This window comes from Christiangramia portivictoriae DSM 23547 (assembly GCF_000423045.1).
Classification (GTDB): Bacteria; Bacteroidota; Bacteroidia; order Flavobacteriales; family Flavobacteriaceae; genus Christiangramia; species Christiangramia portivictoriae.
Map to the genome: position 1 here is coordinate 37,202 of NZ_AUHF01000008.1, position 17,273 is coordinate 54,474.

A 17,273-nucleotide genomic window follows, 5' to 3' on the forward strand; every position below is an offset into this window, starting at 1 on the left:
TTCTGCTATTTTTAGTACTTTAAGGCTCTTAAAATTTTAATGAATCTATATTTCCAAAAACTACCTAATTTTATGAAGTTAAAATTTCTGCTTTTGGGAATAGTCCTTAGTGTGAGCTCAGCTTATGCACAGGATTATTTCCCGAAAAACGATGGTGTTAAAACCGAAAACACCAATTACACCGTCTTTAAAAACGCTAGGATCCACGTGGATCCAAAGACGATCATTGAAAATGGAATGTTCGCCATTCAAAATGGGAAGATCACCGCTGTTGGAAAGAAAGTCTCCATTCCGGAAAACAGTATTGTGGTCGATCTTGCCGGAAAAGAAGTTTATCCTTCTTTTATAGACCTGTATTCCAGTTTTGGAATAGGAAAACCAAAACGTGTGGAGGGCGGTAATGGACCGCAGTATGATGCTAATCGCGAAGGATTTTACTGGAACGATCATATTCGTCCAGAAACCAATGCTGTGGCACATTTTAAATATGACGCCGGCGATGCCAGTAAATTGCTGGAAGCTGGTTTTGGTGCCGTAAATACTCATGTCCCAGATGGAATCGTACGTGGTTCTGGTATGCTGGTGGCACTTACACCTAATGTGAGCGAGGGCGACCGAATCCTGAACGACAGATCTGCTCAATACCTTTCTTTTGATAAAAGTGTACTATCCAGACAGTCCTACCCTACCTCACTAATGGGTGCTACTGCCCTGCTTAGACAAACCTATATCGATGCCAGCTGGTATGAGAAAGGAAATGCCAAGAATAAAGATCTTGCGTTAGAAGCCCTGAATAAAAATAAAAACCTTGTACAGATCTTCGCTACAGACAATCTGCTGAACGAATTTAGAGCAGATAAAGTAGGTGATGAATTTGGTATTCAATATGTACTCTTAGGAAGTGGGAAAGAATATCAGCGACTGGACAAAGTGAAAAGTTCCAACGCTACGTATATCGTTCCGTTAAAATTCCCGGCAGCTTTCGATGTGGAAGACCCATATCTCACCAAGCATCTGGGGCTTGAAGAAATGAGAGAATGGAATCAGGCACCTGCGAATTTGGCCATGTTGGAAAAGCAGGAAATTGCTTTTACGATCACCACACATGACATCGATCCAGCGAAAGATTTCAAATCCAATTTGGTGAAAGCAATGGAATTTGGATTGACCAAAGAGGCAGCTCTGGCCGCTCTTACCACTATTCCTGCCAGAACACTGGGACAGGAAGGAAAGATTGGTACTATTAAGGAAGGTGCCTGGGCGAATTTCCTGATTACTTCCGGAGACTTTTTTGACAAAGAGACCACGTTATTCGAGAACTGGGTTCAGGGTGAAAAAAAGGTATTAAACAGCATGAATGTAACCGACATAACCGGGAAATATGACCTGGAACTGGATGGGAATACGTACCTGCTGGCTATTACTGGAGAACCTACGAAGCCAAATGCGGAAGTTACCTTGGATGATACTAAAATAGGATCAAAACTGAGTGTGTCTGAAAACTGGATGAATCTTTTGATCTCTTCTCCAGATACTACCAAAACTGAGTACATCAGGCTGGTAGCGAAGGTTCCTGCAAATTCTAAGAACATTTCAGGAAAAGCGATTCTGCCAAATGGAAAAGAAACCCGTTTTCAGGCTAATATGAAAGATTCTGAAAAAGCGGAAGAAAATGAAGACAGTAAAACGAAAAGTGACAGTGCACCTCGTGAACTGATCGCGGTTACCTATCCAAATGTTGCCTATGGTTTTAAGGAAAGACCAAAGCAGCAGGATGTTCTATTTAAGAATGCAACTGTATGGACCAGCGAAGATGAAGGAGTTCTGGAAAATACAGATGTATTGGTAAAAGACGGTAAGATCGTAAAGATTGGTACAGATCTTAGTGCCGGCAGGGCTCAGGTGATTGATGCTACCGGGAAACATTTAACTGCCGGAATCATTGATGAACATTCCCATATCGCCGCATCAGATATTAATGAAGCAGGTCACAACTCTTCTGCTGAAGTGACCATGGAAGATGTCGTGGATCCAACAGATATCAACATCTATCGTAATCTCGCTGGTGGTGTTACCACAATTCAGCTACTGCATGGTTCTGCCAATCCAATTGGTGGTAGATCTGCAATTCTGAAATTAAAATGGGGAGCTCCGGCAGATGAATTGATCTTCGAACAGGCACCACCTTTCATCAAATTTGCGCTTGGTGAAAACGTAAAACAATCCAACTGGAGCGGAAATCGTTTCCCACAAACCAGAATGGGTGTAGAACAGGTTTTTATAGATTACTTCAGCCGGGCAAAGGCCTATGAAAAGGAAAAGCAGGCTGCTGGCGAGAATTTCAGAAAAGACCTGGAAATGGAAACCCTGGTAGAGATCCTGAACGGAGAGCGCTTTATCTCTTCTCACTCTTATATTCAGAGCGAGATCAATATGTTGATGAATGTTGCTGAAATGTTCGATTTCAATATCAATACTTTTACCCATATTCTTGAAGGCTACAAAGTAGCAGATAAGATGAAAGAGCATGGTGTTGGAGCTTCTACCTTTTCAGACTGGTGGGCTTACAAATATGAAGTGAACGATGCGATCCCTTATAATGCGGCCATCATGAACGAAGTTGGTCTCACGGTAGCCATTAACAGTGATGATGCTGAAATGAGCAGACGCCTGAACCAGGAAGCTGCCAAAAGTGTGAAGTATGGCGGAATGAGTGAAGAGGACGCCTGGAAAATGGTAACGATCAATCCTGCAAAATTACTTCACGTAGATAACCTGGTTGGAAGCATCAAGACAGGCAAACAGGCAGATCTTGTTCTATGGAACGAACATCCGCTGTCGATCTACTCGATTCCTGAGAAAACGATGATCGAGGGAGTTGTTTACTTCGATAAGGACAGAGACCTGGAACTTCGGAAAGAGATTCAGAAAGAAAGAAGCAGTCTTGTAAGCCAGATGCTTAAGGAAAAGAACAGTGGCGTTAAAACACAACCAGTGAAAAAGAAAGAAAAGCAGCATGTACACTGTGATCTTTTGGAAGCTGTAAAATAATATACTGAAGATGAAAAAATTAAATTTATATATAGGATTGCTGAGTTTACTTTTCTGCGGAAACAGTTTTGCTCAACAAACCCCGGCACCAGAGCAGGCTGAAGCGATCAGTATTGTAGGTGCTACCGCTCATATTGGAAATGGAGAAGTGATCGAGAATAGCCTGATCATACTGGAAGACGGTAAGATCACTGAGATCATAGCTGCAGATCTCACAAAAAGACAATATCCTGGAAAACAGATCGATGCTACAGGAAAACATGTATATCCAGGGATTATCGCTCCAAATACCACACTGGGGTTGGTAGAGATCGCTTCTGTAAAGGCCACGGAAGACCAGGATGAGATGGGTGACATGTTACCTAATGTAAGAAGTCTTATCGCCTACAATACAGAAAGTAAGATCGTAGAGTCCATGCGACCCAACGGAGTGCTACTCGGCCAGGTGGTTCCTCGAGGCGGATTGATTTCCGGGACCTCCTCCATCGTTCAATTTGACGCGTGGAATTGGGAGGATGCTACTGTAAAGGCTGATGATGGATTGCATATCAACTGGCCAGATTCGTTTAGACGTGGTCGCTGGTGGAGAGGTGAAGATCCTGGCCTTAAACCTAATAAAGAGTACACCGAGGAAATTCAGAAATTGTCTGATTTCTTTGCTTCTTCCAAAGCTTATTTGAATGGAAACAGAAATGATCAGAACCTGCCGTTTCTAGCCATGGAAAAAGTTTTCAGCGGAGATAAAAAGGTTTTTGTCCATGCAAATGGGGAGAAGGAAATTCTTGATATCATTCAGTTTAAAAAAGACAACGAGCTATCTTCAGTAGTGATCGTTGGAGGATACGATGCGTTAGCGATCGCTTCAGAATTGAAAGATGCAGAGATCCCGGTTCTGGTAAATCGCCCTCACAGCACGCCCAACAATGCTTACGAAGATTATGACCAGCCTTATAAACTGGCGAAGTTACTGCATGATGCAGGAGTGATGGTTGGGCTGGAAAGCAGCGGACAAATGGAGCGTATGAATACCAGAAATCTCCCTTTTTATGCTGGAACGGTGGCTGCCTTCGGGATGGATAAAGAAGACGCTTTAAGTCTTATCACCTCCAATAATGCCAGGATCCTTGGAATCGATAGCGATTACGGAACTCTTGAAAAAGGTAAATCTGCAACTCTTTTTATTTCTGAAGGTGATGCCCTGGACATGCGTAGCAATATCCTATCACATGCTTTTATCGACGGAAGGGAAATTAGCCTGGAAACTCATCAAACAGAACTGTGGAAACGCTATTCAAAAAAATATAGCGAGCAGGAATCTGAATAATTGAACAATTGTACAAGGTTGCCCGAAGGACCGGAATGGAATGCTGCAGAGCGTCTACCCGAGCCTTCGGGCAACTTTTTTTATGCTTAATATCTGCTTACTTTTGTGATTATGTTGAAAAAGATCACCAGCCTGCAAAACCGGGAAATAAAATGGTTGCTGCAATTACAGGAAAAGTCAAGAAGTAGAAAAAAGGAAAAAGCATTCCTTGTTGAAGGCCTCAGAGAAATAGAACTGGCCGTAAACCATCATTTCGAACTGCTCCATATTTATTATGTACCTGAAAAAATCGATTTTCAGGAGGTTCTTGAGCTCGCTAAAAAAGGCGATCAACATACAGAACAGATGACCGAACTTTCCCAGGAAGTATATGAGAAAGTCGCTTATCGCGGTAGTACTGAAGGTGTTATTGCCGTTTTTCGTACCCGTGAAAACGAACTGGAAGATTTAAACTTTAACTCAGCTTCTCCTTTGATCCTGATCGCTGAAGCACCCGAAAAGCCAGGAAATATTGGAGCGATCCTACGAACTGCAGATGCTGCAGGAGTAGATGCGGTCATTATCGCCAATCCCAAAACAGATCTATATAATCCTAACATTATTAGAAGTAGTGTTGGCTGTGTTTTCACCAACAATATAGCCACCGGGGAAACTTCAGAGATCATCGAATTTCTTCGGAATAAGAACATTCATATTTATGCAGCCATTTTACAGGAAGCCAAAGCATATCATGAAGTGAACTTTAAAGGACCTGCTGCGATCGTTGTTGGAACTGAAGCCACCGGACTTAGCGAATCTTGGCGGGAAAATTCTCTCCAGAATATTATCATTCCCATGCAGGGAGCCATCGATAGTATGAATGTTTCTGTTGCTGCCGGAATCCTTATTTTTGAAGCACGAAGACAACGTGGTTTTAACCAATAAAAGCATAGATTTTGCAAGCCGAAACCCTGTATTATATCATTCTTGGAGTTGTGATCGCCGATTTTCTTATCGACACGCTGCTGGATACCCTGAACGCAAGACACTTTAATGACCCAATTCCTGAGGAACTGGCAGATGTGTACGACGACAGCAAATATGAAACGTCACAACGCTATAAAAAAGAGCGTTATCGGTTCGGGTTGCTTTCTTCCGTCTTTACGGTGATGCTAACGGTACTTTTTTTGGTTTTTGAAGGCTTTGCTACGGTAGATGAGATGGCACGTTCTCTAGCTGATCATCCCATCACGATTGGTCTCATTTTCTTCGGGACTATTGTGATAGGCAGCGACCTCTTAACTACACCTTTTTCTTGGTACAGCACTTTTGTAATTGAAGAAAAGTATGGTTTTAATAAGACCAGTAGAAAAACCTTTTTGATGGATAAAGTAAAAGGTCTGCTAATGACCATGATTGTGGGAGGCGGGATTCTGGCTTTGATCATCTGGTTTTATATGATAGCGGGAGATGACTTCTGGTGGTATGCCTGGATTCTCGTATCGGTCTTCGTGATTTTAATGAACATGTTTTATGCAAAATTGATAGTCCCACTTTTCAATAAACAAACCGCCCTTGAATCTGGTAGCCTAAGAACCAAAATTGAAACCTATGCGGCGAAAGTAGGCTTTCAACTGGACAATATTTTTGTGATCGATGGCTCCAGAAGATCGACGAAAGCCAACGCGTATTTTTCCGGGTTCGGTTCTGAAAAAAGAGTCACTCTCTATGATACCCTTATCAATGACCTGGAAGAAGAAGAGATTGTTGCCGTTCTGGCACATGAGGTTGGTCATTACAAAAAAAAACATATTATCTATAATTTGATCGCTTCCATAGCGACAACTGGGTTTACTCTGTGGCTGCTATCCTTATTCGTTGGCAATCCGTTATTATCTTCAGCATTGAGCGTAAGCGAACCCAGTTTTCATATTGGTCTTATAGGCTTCGGAATTTTATATAGTCCTATTTCAGAAGTGACAGGACTTCTAATGAATTACATCTCCAGAAAGTTTGAGTACCAGGCAGATGATTATGCCAGCGCCACCTACGATGCCAAATACCTCATTAGCAGTCTAAAAAAATTATCGGGAAATACATTGAGCAACCTAACTCCGCATAAAACCTATATTTTCGTACATTACTCCCATCCAAGTTTACTGCAAAGATTTCAGAATTTGAAGGCAGCTATTTAGTTGTTTACTTTTTATCTTAATTGTACTTTTAACTTATGACCGAAGCTGCGATAGAAAAGGAGAACAAGCAAATCGCCAGGCAATACAAAGAATTGCTGCGTATAAGCTACCAGACACTTTCCGAAGATGATAAGAAACTCATTCGTAAAGCGTTTGACACTGCCGTGGATGCACATAAAGATCAGCGTCGAAAATCTGGTGAAGCTTATATTTTTCATCCTATTGCAGTAGCCAAGATAGTAGCTTCAGAAATTGGTCTGGATGCCACGTCCATCGCCGCAGCCCTGTTGCATGATGTGGTGGAAGATACCGAATATACTCTCGCGAACATTGAAAAGATGTTTGGAGAGACCGTGGCTAAGATCGTTGATGGCCTTACCAAAATTTCCAGTCTTAAAAAAGACAAGGATGTTTCGCTACAGGCCGAGAACTTCCGGAAAATGCTCCTTACCCTGAATGATGATGTTCGTGTGATCATCATTAAAATCGCAGACCGCTTGCATAACATGCAAACCATGGATGCCATGCGTGCCGATAAGCAAATCAAGATAGCTTCGGAAACCTTGTACATTTACGCACCACTGGCGCACAGGATTGGTCTCTACAATATTAAAACCGAACTGGAAGATCTTGGATTAAAGTATACAGACCCTGAAGTTTACCAGGACATCCTTACTAAGATCAAGGAAAGTAAAGAACAACAGGACATTTACATCAAGGAATTTAGTCGTGTGATCGAAGATTCGCTGGACAAGGAGTCTTTAGATTACAGCATTAAAGGAAGACCTAAATCCATTTATAGCATCAACCGGAAGATCCAGACACAGAACATTAGTTTTGACGAGATCTACGATAAGTTTGCGATCAGGATCATTTATAAAAGTGAACCATCTCAGGAGAAGTTCCTGGCATGGAAGATCTACTCCATAGTTACCGATCATTTTCGTCCGAATCCCACAAGGCTGAGAGACTGGATCTCTTCTCCCAAATCTACAGGATACGAGGCTCTGCATATAACGGTAATGGGGCCAAAAGGCAGATGGGTGGAAGTCCAGATTCGTAGTGAGCGAATGAATGAAATTGCAGAAAAAGGCTATGCCGCTCACTATAAGTATAAGCAGGGTAATAACAATAATGAAGAGCGAGGTTTTGAGGAATGGGTCACCAGGCTTCAGGAAGCACTGGAAAACCCGGAGGTGAATGCTGTCGACTTTGTAGAACAATTCAAATTAAATCTTTATTCAAAAGAGATATTTGTTTTTACTCCTCAGGGTGATTTAAAATCTCTTCCGAAGGGATCCACACCACTGGACTTCGCTTTCAGCATTCATACAGAAATTGGTTTGCGTACGCGCGGTGCCCGAGTGAACAGCAAACTGGTTCCTTTAAGTCATGAATTACGAAGTGGAGATCAGGTGGAGATCATAACTTCAGACAATGCCAAGCCGAATGTAAACTGGTTAGACTACGCGACTACTGCCAGAGCCCGGGCGAAGATCAAATCTTCATTAAAGGATGAAAAGAAAGAGATTGCAGAAGAAGGCAAGGCTGTACTGGCTAGAAAACTGAAAGCACAAAAAATTCAGTTTAACGAGAAGTCGATCAACGAACTCGTGGTTTTCTTTAATCTGAAAACCAGTCTCGATCTTTTCTATCGTGTGGGTATTGGAAAAATAGACAACCAGGCGCTAAAAGATTTCGCTAACTCCCGCAGTAATTCACTGGTTAGTTATTTCAAAAGCAAGATCAAAAAACCACAGGTCGCTGCAGACATTCATAAGGATGAGATTACTGCCAAGTATGACCAGCTGGTATTTGGAAAGGAAGAAGAGAGGCTGGATTATAAACTAGCGAACTGTTGTAATCCTATTCCGGGAGATAATGTTTTCGGCTTTATTTCCGTGAATGATGGTATTAAGGTACACAAAAAAGACTGTCCAAATTCTTTGCAATTGCAGTCCAATTATGCCTATCGCATCATACAGGCAAAATGGATAGACAGTTCACAGCAGGATTTCCAGTCTGTCATCAAACTCCAGGGCATCGATAATCTTGGCCTGGTAAGTGAAATTACCAAGGAGATCTCAAGGAACCTTGGCGTTAACATGAAAAACCTGAATTTTGACAGTTCTGATGGTATTTTCAACGGAAGAATAACGCTGGTTGTGAAGAACAACAATAACCTGAATACGATCATCCAGAGACTGAAAAAAATTAACGGCATAGACAAGGTAAGCCGTGAATAAACTTTTACCTTTGCAGGGCAATTATGAGCAAAAAAATCGTAAATAAAAACGATCAGGCGGTCGTAAAAAACGTTTTCACGAAGTATCTTGAAGAAAAGGGACATCGTAAGACACCCGAACGTTTCGCCATTCTTCAGGAAATCTACAATTCTGAAGATCATTTCGATATTGAGTCTTTGTATATAATGATGAAGAACAAAAAATATCGAGTGAGCCGGGCAACCTTATACAACACGATCGAACTCCTATTGGAGTGCGGACTGGTTAGAAAACACCAGTTTGGGCAGAACCAGTCACAATACGAGAAATCCTATTTTGACCGGCAGCACGATCATATCATACTTACAGATACAGGCGAGGTGATTGAATTCTGCGATCCAAGGATCCAGAGTATCAAACAAACGATCGAAGAGGTCTTTGACATCGAGATCAATAAACATTCCCTGTATTTCTACGGAAACAAAAAATCAACCAACTAAGTTTAAGAATTCATGGCTGTAGATTTACTACTAGGTCTTCAATGGGGTGACGAAGGAAAAGGCAAAATTGTCGACGTTCTTACCTCCAAATACGATATTATTGCCAGATTTCAGGGTGGTCCAAACGCGGGTCATACTTTGGAATTTGATGGGCAAAAACATGTTTTACATACCATACCCTCGGGTATATTTCATGATGACAGCATTAACCTGGTTGGAAATGGTGTTGTTATTGATCCAGTGATCTTTAAAAAAGAACTGGATAATCTGGCTAAGCATGGAATAGATTACAAGTCTAAACTACTAATTTCCAGAAAAGCGCATTTAATCCTTCCTACCCATAGATTGCTGGACGCTGCTTCTGAAGCTTCAAAAGGCAAAGCTAAAATTGGTTCTACTTTAAAAGGAATTGGTCCAACGTATATGGATAAAACAGGTAGAAATGGGTTACGTGTAGGAGATCTGGAAATGGCAGACTGGCAGGATCGTTATCGAGCACTTGCAGATAAGCATGAGAAGATGATCGCATTTTACGATGTGGATGTGCAGTATGATCTTAAGGAACTTGAAAAAGAATTCCGCACAGCAGTTGAGACGCTGAAAGAACTTACCTTCATAGATAGTGAGGATTACCTTCACAAATCCATGAAAAATAGAAAGTCCATCCTTGCAGAAGGTGCACAGGGATCACTACTTGACATTGATTTTGGAACATATCCATTCGTAACCTCTTCGAATACTACTGCGGCTGGTGCATGTACCGGGCTTGGAGTAGCTCCACGTGAGATTGGGGAAGCATTTGGAATTTTTAAGGCCTACACCACAAGAGTTGGTAGTGGCCCATTCCCTACCGAGCTTTTTGATGAAACCGGAGAAAAAATGGGACGTATAGGTAATGAATTTGGAGCCACTACAGGACGTAAAAGAAGATGTGGCTGGTTAGATCTGGTTGCATTGAAATATGCGGTGCAGGTAAATGGGATCACTCAATTGATCATGATGAAGGGAGATGTACTTAGCGGTTTTGAAACCTTAAAAGTATGTACTGCTTATAAATATAAAGGTGAAACCATAGATCATCTTCCATTCAACATTGAGCCTGAAAATCTGGAACCGGTTTATACTGAAATGAAAGGCTGGAAAGAAGATCTTACCAAAATGACCAGTGCAAGTACGCTTCCAAAGGAGTTCAACGAATACGTTGAATATCTGGAACGTGAACTGGAAACACCAATAACAATCGTTTCTGTAGGACCAGATAGAAGCCAGACAATTGAAAGAAGCTAATAATTTGCTAAGTAAGATATATAAAAGAGCCCCGAACAGGGGCTTTTTTTTTTACTGAAACTCAAAAGGAAGCATGCTTATTACGCCGAATTTTAATGAATCATATAGGTAATACATTTACTATAACTGGCTCAGAATTTAATTCTTTTCACGGAGCATGATGGTACAGAACATCTATTCCGAGAAAATTATATTAGACACTTAATTTTCAATGGTAAGTAATCTTAATTCCAATGCTTAAATAAAAAAAGCCCCAAAATTGAGGCTTTAATATACTATGTTGTTGAGTTAGCTTAGCTATCAGAGTCGGAATCTGAATCATCAGATACGATAAATAAACTAGCAATAGCAGTTGCAGTTTCTGCGGTGATAGGCTCATCAAAAGCCTGGGTAACCGCTTCAGTAACATCTCCTACAATAGGATTTGCAAAATCAAGTGTAGTAACATCTACTCCACCCTGCATTACATTTTCTTCACCATCATAAACTGGCTGAGTAGCTTCTGGCATTCCATCACCTCTCATACTTCCAGTAATCCAACCTTCAAGACCTCGAATTCTTCTAATTTCAGAAGCATGACGAGCCTCTACAGAGTGAATTTGTAGCGCAGGCTCCAGGAATGCGGTTCCCATAAGGTTGCCAGCCTGTCCTTTGTAAGCTCTTACCCCAGTATCCTCGAAAGCCTGGGCCAAAGCTAATAATTGTGCGTAAGCAGTATCCTGACCAATCCCGTTATCATTGAATGGATCAAAAGCGCCACCGGCTGTAAAGTCAAAATTTGGCATAGATACCGGAGTTGCTCCCGCACCTTCTAATCCAGCTTTCAAGAACTCTACGTGTGCATCCTCATGCTTATAAATCTGCATGTATACGGTTTCTGGTCTTCCAGATGGAAGAACTCCAGAATCAAGTGCTAATCTGTAAAATTCAGCTTCTAAATATTCTAAAGTTAAAGCAAGTTGCAGAGCATCTACAGCAGCATTCCCGCTGTCCTGAAACATCGCGTTTGCTTTAGTGCTTGCTAATCCAAAAGGTACTGCAGCCATAGCGGCTTTTTTTCCAAATGAACCAAGAGTAGAGAACATTTCGCGCCTCGAACTCGATTTGGTAGTCAATTTTTCAGATGAAAATTCATCTAATAATTTTATAATACTCATAATTTTTCTTTTTAGATGTTAGTGTTTAGGATCCTGTATTTGGCTCTGGAAGGTTATCTGCTGTAAAGTCTGTTACAATAAATCCTCCAGCGATTTCAAATACTTCAGATGGATCGTACGCTAGATCTAATCCATTCTCATCAATAATATCATCTCCGGCAAAATCTGCAGAATCTGGGTTCAATAGGGATCTAATCGCCGAAGCGTGACGTGCTTCAACAGAAACGATTTTACCTGCTAATGTTAGGTAAGTTGCATCTGCAATTCTATCTCCTGCTCCGTTATATGCTCCAACACCTGTGTCCTCAAGAGCCATTGCTGTTTGAAGAACAGAGTCTCTACTACTAAAGTCAATAGAAGAAACATCGAATTCAAGATCTGGTAGTGTATTCTCTTCTCCAGCCGCTGCTGTAATCGCTGCTTTAAAGAAGTCACGGTGGATTACCTCATGATTATAAAGATCATCCATTATATTTTTTTCTTCATCACTAGCACCAGCATAGTAATCACCTTCTCTTACTGCTGCATAGAATGCTGCTTCAAGTTGTTCAAGTGCATAAGCGTAGTTCAATATTCCCACATCTCCACTTCCAAGGTCAAATACTGCATCAACTGGTGGATCTACTGGGTCTGGATCTACTGGATCTGGTCCACCTACATCCCCACCAGGGTTAAATAAATCGTCGTCGCTACATCCGTACAATAAAAAGCTGGAACCGGCTATACCAAGACCACCTAATTTAATGAACTTCCTTCGCGAATTTTTGTTCGAATTTTTAGGTGATGCATCTAGTACATCAACCTTCACTAAGGGTTTTTTCATGATTAAAATTTTAGTTTCTATGGAAACTTACGAATGGAAAGGCAATTCAGTTTTAATTGAATCGTTAAGGTTGTCTTAAAACCCGGTAATTTTAGATTACTTTAAGGTTTCAGCCCTTATTCAGTCTTTATTTTAATTATTTATTGGCATATCGAAAATGATATCTCGCGTTCATATCCATCAAACAGGCATTCAAAAATTGAGTACTTTTGAAAAAAATTATTGCATTGCGAAACATCTTTAGCGTACTTCTTTGCGTGATCTTCTTTCAACCAGGAAAGGCGCAAAATAGTCAGGAAATCAACTACGAATCTGACAGAACTTTAAAAAATGAAGCCAGGTATCCCGGTGCTTTGATTTTAAGCAAAATCGATAATCAGGTTTACTTTGATCATGATGGTATAGAAGTTTGGTGTGATAACGCCGTATTTTACAAAGAAGCTAATTTCTTTAAAGCTTATGGTAATATAAGAATGCAGCAGGGTGACAGTGTAAGCATGACCAGTAACTATGCTGAATATAATGGTGATACTGAATTTGCTTTCGCCAGCGGGAAGGTCCTTATGAAAAGACCTCAAACCACTTTAGAAACCGACAGTTTGTTTTTCGACAGATTAAAGCAGGAAGCATATTACAGAAGTGGTGGTAAGGTTCGGGATACTGCGAGTGTCCTTACCAGTAGAATTGGCCGCTATTATATGGAACAAAACAAGTACAGCTTTGTGGATCAAGTCGTGGTAACAAATCCTGAATACACCATAAATTCTGAACAGCTCGATTTCTATTCTGAAACCGGTTACGCGTACTTATATGGTCCTTCCACGATCAAAAGCGAAACCAGCACCGTTTACTGCGAACGTGGGTTTTATGACACCAGGGCAGATAATGGCTATTTTGTAAAGAATTCCAGGATAGATTATGAGAATCGTATTTTAAAAGGAGACAGTCTTTACTTTGATCGTAAAACCAGTTTTGCTTCAGCAACCAACAACATTCAGGTTATAGATACCATCAACTCCAGCAAGGTAACCGGTCATTATGCTGAAGTTTATAGAGATAAAGATTCTGTTTTTATTACTAAAAGAGCCCTGGCGGCAAGTTTACAGGAAAGGGACACTTTATTTATTCATAGTGATACTATAATGATCACTGGAAAACCCGATCACAGAATCGTACGTGGTTTTTACGATGTTCGAATGTTCAAGGAAGATCAAACCGGTGAGAACCCTATGAGTGGCCGGAGTGATTCCATCTTTTCAGATCAGCAAAGCGGACTCTCGAAACTTATCAATTTGAAACGTTTTGGTGATAAGAAGCCGATCCTATGGTCTGGCCTAAATCAAATGACCGGGGATAGTATTCATCTTCAGTCAAATCCTAAAACTGAACAGCTGGATAGCTTACTCGTATTTGATAATGCTTTTTTAATTCAGAAAGACACCATAGAAGGATATAATCAACTAAAGGGTAAAATCCTTACCGGGTATTTTGAAGAAAACCAGTTACGCGAAGTTATAATAGACAAAAATACAGAGACGCTGAATTATTTGAGAAATGATGAAGGCGCCCTGATCTCCATCAACAAAACACTGGCCAGCTACATACGAATCCTTTTTCAGGATCAACAGATCGAATTCATAGATTATTTAAATGCCGTGCAGGGCAAAATGCCTCCGGAAGATGAAGTTCCTCAAAACCAAAGGACACTTGCGGGCTTTAACTGGCGAGGTGATGAAAAAATTACTTCCAGGGAAGATTTATTCGCAGGAAAGCCTTTACCCGAACTTACTAAAATTAAAGGTATCGAAATGCCTGAAGCTCCCGAGGACTTTTTTGATGAACGAGAAGAAGACGATCTTCTGCTCAACCAGAATTCCAGGCTTAAACCTGATATTTTGCAAAACAGGGCACAGGATTCATTAAAATACAAAAATGAGAAGATTCAGGATTCAGTCAAAAATCTGATAGAACAAGCAGAAAAACCAGTTAAGGATACACTGACAGAGAAACAGGAATGAAAGATGATTTTTTAAAATTTCAAGCGCAAACTACTCCTCACCCATTGGCACTGGAGGTAGAAAGTGCCGAAGGATGTTATATTAAAACCAGTGATAACAAGGATTATCTTGATTTTGTTGCGGGAGTTTCAGCCTGTACTCTTGGTCATTCTCATCCTGCCGTGATCAAAGCCATTAAGAATCAGGCAGAGAAATACCTGCATGTCATGGTTTATGGCGAATACGCTCAGGCTCCTGCAGTAGAACTCAGTAAACTGCTAGCTGAGAATCTCCCAGGTTCTCTTTCCAAGACCTATCTGGTTAACAGCGGGACAGAAGCGATAGAAGGAGCTTTAAAACTAGCCAGGAGAGCTACGGGTAAAACTGGAATCATCGCAGCAAAAAGCGCCTACCATGGAAATACCATGGGCTCTCTGAGCCTGATGGATTTTGAAGAACGTGTACAGGTTTTTAAACCCTTGATTGGTGATGTATCTTTTATTGAATTTAATTCTACTGATGACCTTTTAAACATTAACGAGGGAACTGCCTGTGTTATTCTGGAAACCATACAGGGTGGAGCCGGATTTATCGAGCCTGACAAGGATTATCTTCGGAAAGTGAAAAGACGATGTGAAGAAACCGGTGCTTTGTTGATACTGGATGAAATTCAGCCTGGCTTTGGCAGGACCGGAAAATTATTCGGGTTTCAGAATTATGACATCGTTCCCGACATCGTCGTGATGGGGAAAGGTATGGGTGGCGGATTGCCAATTGGTGCCTTTACAGCTTCAGAAGAGGTTATGGACCTATTGATGGATAACCCAAAAATGGGACATATCACTACTTTTGGAGGCAATCCATTAATTGCTTCCGCGGCACTGGCTACTCTCAAGGAGCTTTTGAGCACTAGTCTTATTGCTGAAACCATAGAGAAAGAACAGCTCTTCAGAAAACATTTACAACACCCGCTCATTGAAGAAGTTAGAGGTAAAGGTTTGATGCTGGCGATCATCATGAAGTCTGCCGAAATTGCAGACCAGCTGGTGCTGAGAGCAAAGGACCGACAGTTAATTCTATTCTGGTTATTGTTCGAAAAACGAGCTGTGAGGATTACTCCGCCGCTAACAATATCTTCTGAAGAAATTGTGAAAGGATGTGGCATTATTGTTGACATACTGGAAGAGTTGAAAAGTCATATGGGAGGCTGTTAATTAATTTGTTAACAACAATGCAGCCTCGCGCAGGTATTGCTCTTATTCCTTTTTAACTTTAATAACAGTAGAAATCCCATAATCACTCCCTTATGCAGTTGAGCCATAACGAAGAAGATAATTTCTCTCTCGATCGCTTCGAATCCATGTTAAAGACAAATGACGTGCTTTTCTTTGATTCGAATGAATTTGAGAATATCATCAACCATTACATGGAGAATGGTAAGATCGCTCTTGCTAAAAAGGCGGTGAAAATGGGTCTTGCCCAACATCCAACTTCAGTAAACCTTCGATTATACAAAGTTGAGATCCTGGTTTTTGAAGACAAGCTGGATCTTGCAGACAGTATTCTTAATGAACTTAAGAATCTTGAAGCTTCCAATGAGGAGATCTATATTCAAAAGGCTCAGATCTATTCCAAACGAGATATGCATGCTGAAGCCATCACCATGCTGGAAGCAGCCCTGGAAATCACTCTGGAAGATGCTGAAATTTTTTCTCTTATTGGAATGGAGTATCTGTTTCTGGAAGATTTCGAGAACGCAAAATATAGTTTCATGAAATGCCTTGAGGCAGATGATGAAGATTACTCCGCACTTTACAATATCATGTACTGCTTTGATTTTCTTGAACAAAAAGAGGAGGCGATCGAGTATCTGAATCTTTACCTGAACAAGCATCCTTATTGCGAAGTAGCCTGGCACCAGGTGGGTAAACAGTATTTTGACCTGAAGAACTACACCAAAGCTTTGGCAGCATTCGATTTTGCCATCATTAGCGATGACAGGTTTGTGGGAGCTTACCTGGAGAAAGGAAAAGTTCTTGAGAAATTGAAGCGTTATAATGAAGCTATTGAGAATTACAATATCACCCTGGAACTGGATGATCCTACATCATTTGCCTATTTTAGAATTGGGAAATGCTTTGAGAAACTTGGTTGTGATGACTTCGCGATCAAAAATTATGAGCAAACTGTTCACGAAGATCCATTGCTTGATAAAGGCTGGATTGCGATTACCGACTTTTATATCAAAAAACGGAACTATCCAAAAGCGCTATATTATATCAACAAGGCGATCAATATCGATGAGGAAAATGTGCTGTACTGGAAACGATATGCAAAGATCAACAGTAGACTGAATTTCCCTGAAGAAGCTGAACAAGGCTATAAGAAAAGTCTGGAGTTGGGAAATTATGAGCTGGAAACCTGGATTAGAAGATGTGATATTTTAATAGGGCTGGGAGAATATGAAACTGCGATCACGAGCATGACACAGGCTCTGGAATTTTACCCGGGAACTGCGGAAGTGGAATATCGTCTTGCCGGTTTATATTTTAACACAAATAATGGTGACAAAGGCTATTTTCACCTGAACAATGCGCTTAAGACCGATTCAGAATACTACATTATCATCGAAGAACTTTTTCCAAATATTTTCGAGCGAAAAAGCATTAAGCAAATTATAAATTCGTTCGTGAAGCTCTCTTAGTAATTTTGCTAACTTTGGGCAAAATCATAAA

12 protein-coding genes are annotated in these 17,273 nt (G+C 40.8%); 10 read left to right on the top strand and 2 right to left on the bottom strand.

The genetic code is table 11. The annotated features are described in order from the left end of the window. Positions 1–72: 72 nt before the first annotated feature. From G529_RS0106865 to G529_RS0106895, 7 genes are all read left to right on the top strand, one after another. Entirely contained in the window at positions 73–3,051 is a 2,979-nt protein-coding gene (locus G529_RS0106865) for an amidohydrolase family protein (RefSeq protein ID WP_026914840.1), read from the top strand. A 10-nt stretch (positions 3,052–3,061) separates the two neighbouring features. Continuing rightward, positions 3,062–4,375 (top strand): amidohydrolase family protein, encoded by a 1,314-nt coding sequence (locus tag G529_RS0106870; RefSeq protein ID WP_026914841.1) that lies wholly within the window; start codon positions 3,062–3,064, stop codon positions 4,373–4,375. A 111-nt stretch (positions 4,376–4,486) separates the two neighbouring features. After that, complete coding sequence (locus tag G529_RS0106875) at positions 4,487–5,299, top strand: TrmH family RNA methyltransferase (protein ID WP_026914842.1); 813 nt, start codon at positions 4,487–4,489, stop codon at positions 5,297–5,299. Positions 5,300–5,310: 11 nt separating this feature from the next. Beyond that, positions 5,311–6,549 carry a M48 family metallopeptidase gene (locus tag G529_RS0106880; protein ID WP_026914843.1) on the top strand — a complete coding sequence of 413 codons (1,239 nt, stop codon included), beginning with the start codon at positions 5,311–5,313 and terminating at the stop codon, positions 6,547–6,549. A gap of 35 nt (positions 6,550–6,584) precedes the next feature. Further along, a complete protein-coding gene (locus G529_RS0106885; RefSeq protein ID WP_026914844.1) occupies positions 6,585–8,795 on the top strand; it encodes a RelA/SpoT family protein in 2,211 nt (736 codons plus the stop codon). A gap of 23 nt (positions 8,796–8,818) precedes the next feature. Further along, on the top strand, positions 8,819–9,274 hold the full coding sequence (locus tag G529_RS0106890) for a Fur family transcriptional regulator (protein WP_026914845.1): 456 nt from the start codon (positions 8,819–8,821) through the stop codon (positions 9,272–9,274). A 12-nt stretch (positions 9,275–9,286) separates the two neighbouring features. Continuing rightward, positions 9,287–10,561, top strand: coding sequence for an adenylosuccinate synthase (locus tag G529_RS0106895; protein ID WP_026914846.1), 1,275 nt, complete (start codon positions 9,287–9,289; stop codon positions 10,559–10,561). A 293-nt stretch (positions 10,562–10,854) separates the two neighbouring features. Here the strand turns inward: G529_RS0106895 and G529_RS0106900 are convergent, their stop codons facing one another. Continuing rightward, a complete protein-coding gene (locus G529_RS0106900; RefSeq protein WP_026914847.1) occupies positions 10,855–11,718 on the bottom strand; it encodes a ferritin-like domain-containing protein in 864 nt (287 codons plus the stop codon). A 25-nt stretch (positions 11,719–11,743) separates the two neighbouring features. Then, positions 11,744–12,541: a ferritin-like domain-containing protein gene (locus G529_RS0106905; RefSeq protein WP_051201373.1), complete on the bottom strand. Its 798-nt coding sequence runs from the start codon at positions 12,539–12,541 to the stop codon at positions 11,744–11,746. Between the two features lie 209 nt (positions 12,542–12,750). On the opposite strand from G529_RS0106905, the gene G529_RS15565 reads away from it, so the two are divergent. From G529_RS15565 to G529_RS0106920, 3 genes are all read left to right on the top strand, one after another. Further along, complete coding sequence (locus tag G529_RS15565; protein WP_035695743.1) at positions 12,751–14,559, top strand: OstA-like protein; 1,809 nt, start codon at positions 12,751–12,753, stop codon at positions 14,557–14,559. Continuing rightward, complete coding sequence (locus G529_RS0106915) at positions 14,556–15,752, top strand: aspartate aminotransferase family protein (protein WP_026914849.1); 1,197 nt, start codon at positions 14,556–14,558, stop codon at positions 15,750–15,752. Before G529_RS15565 ends, G529_RS0106915 begins: the two co-directional genes overlap by 4 nt. Positions 15,753–15,844: 92 nt before the next feature. After that, positions 15,845–17,242 (top strand): tetratricopeptide repeat protein, encoded by a 1,398-nt coding sequence (locus G529_RS0106920; RefSeq protein WP_026914850.1) that lies wholly within the window; start codon positions 15,845–15,847, stop codon positions 17,240–17,242. The last annotated feature ends 31 nt before the right edge of the window (positions 17,243–17,273 follow it).

Bases quoted from the DNA above. Each gene is read 5' to 3' on its own strand.
- G529_RS0106885 (WP_026914844.1), top strand. From the start codon at position 6,585: ATGACCGAAGCTGCGATAGAAAAGGAGAACAAGCAAATCGCCAGGCAA.
- G529_RS0106875 (WP_026914842.1), top strand. From the start codon at position 4,487: ATGTTGAAAAAGATCACCAGCCTGCAAAACCGGGAAATAAAATGGTTG.
- G529_RS0106870 (WP_026914841.1), top strand. From the start codon at position 3,062: ATGAAAAAATTAAATTTATATATAGGATTGCTGAGTTTACTTTTCTGC.
- G529_RS0106865 (WP_026914840.1), top strand. From the start codon at position 73: ATGAAGTTAAAATTTCTGCTTTTGGGAATAGTCCTTAGTGTGAGCTCA.
- G529_RS0106920 (WP_026914850.1), top strand. From the start codon at position 15,845: ATGCAGTTGAGCCATAACGAAGAAGATAATTTCTCTCTCGATCGCTTC.
- G529_RS0106900 (WP_026914847.1), bottom strand. From the start codon at position 11,718: ATGAGTATTATAAAATTATTAGATGAATTTTCATCTGAAAAATTGACT.
- G529_RS0106895 (WP_026914846.1), top strand. From the start codon at position 9,287: ATGGCTGTAGATTTACTACTAGGTCTTCAATGGGGTGACGAAGGAAAA.
- G529_RS0106905 (WP_051201373.1), bottom strand. From the start codon at position 12,541: ATGAAAAAACCCTTAGTGAAGGTTGATGTACTAGATGCATCACCTAAA.
- G529_RS0106915 (WP_026914849.1), top strand. From the start codon at position 14,556: ATGAAAGATGATTTTTTAAAATTTCAAGCGCAAACTACTCCTCACCCA.
- G529_RS0106890 (WP_026914845.1), top strand. From the start codon at position 8,819: ATGAGCAAAAAAATCGTAAATAAAAACGATCAGGCGGTCGTAAAAAAC.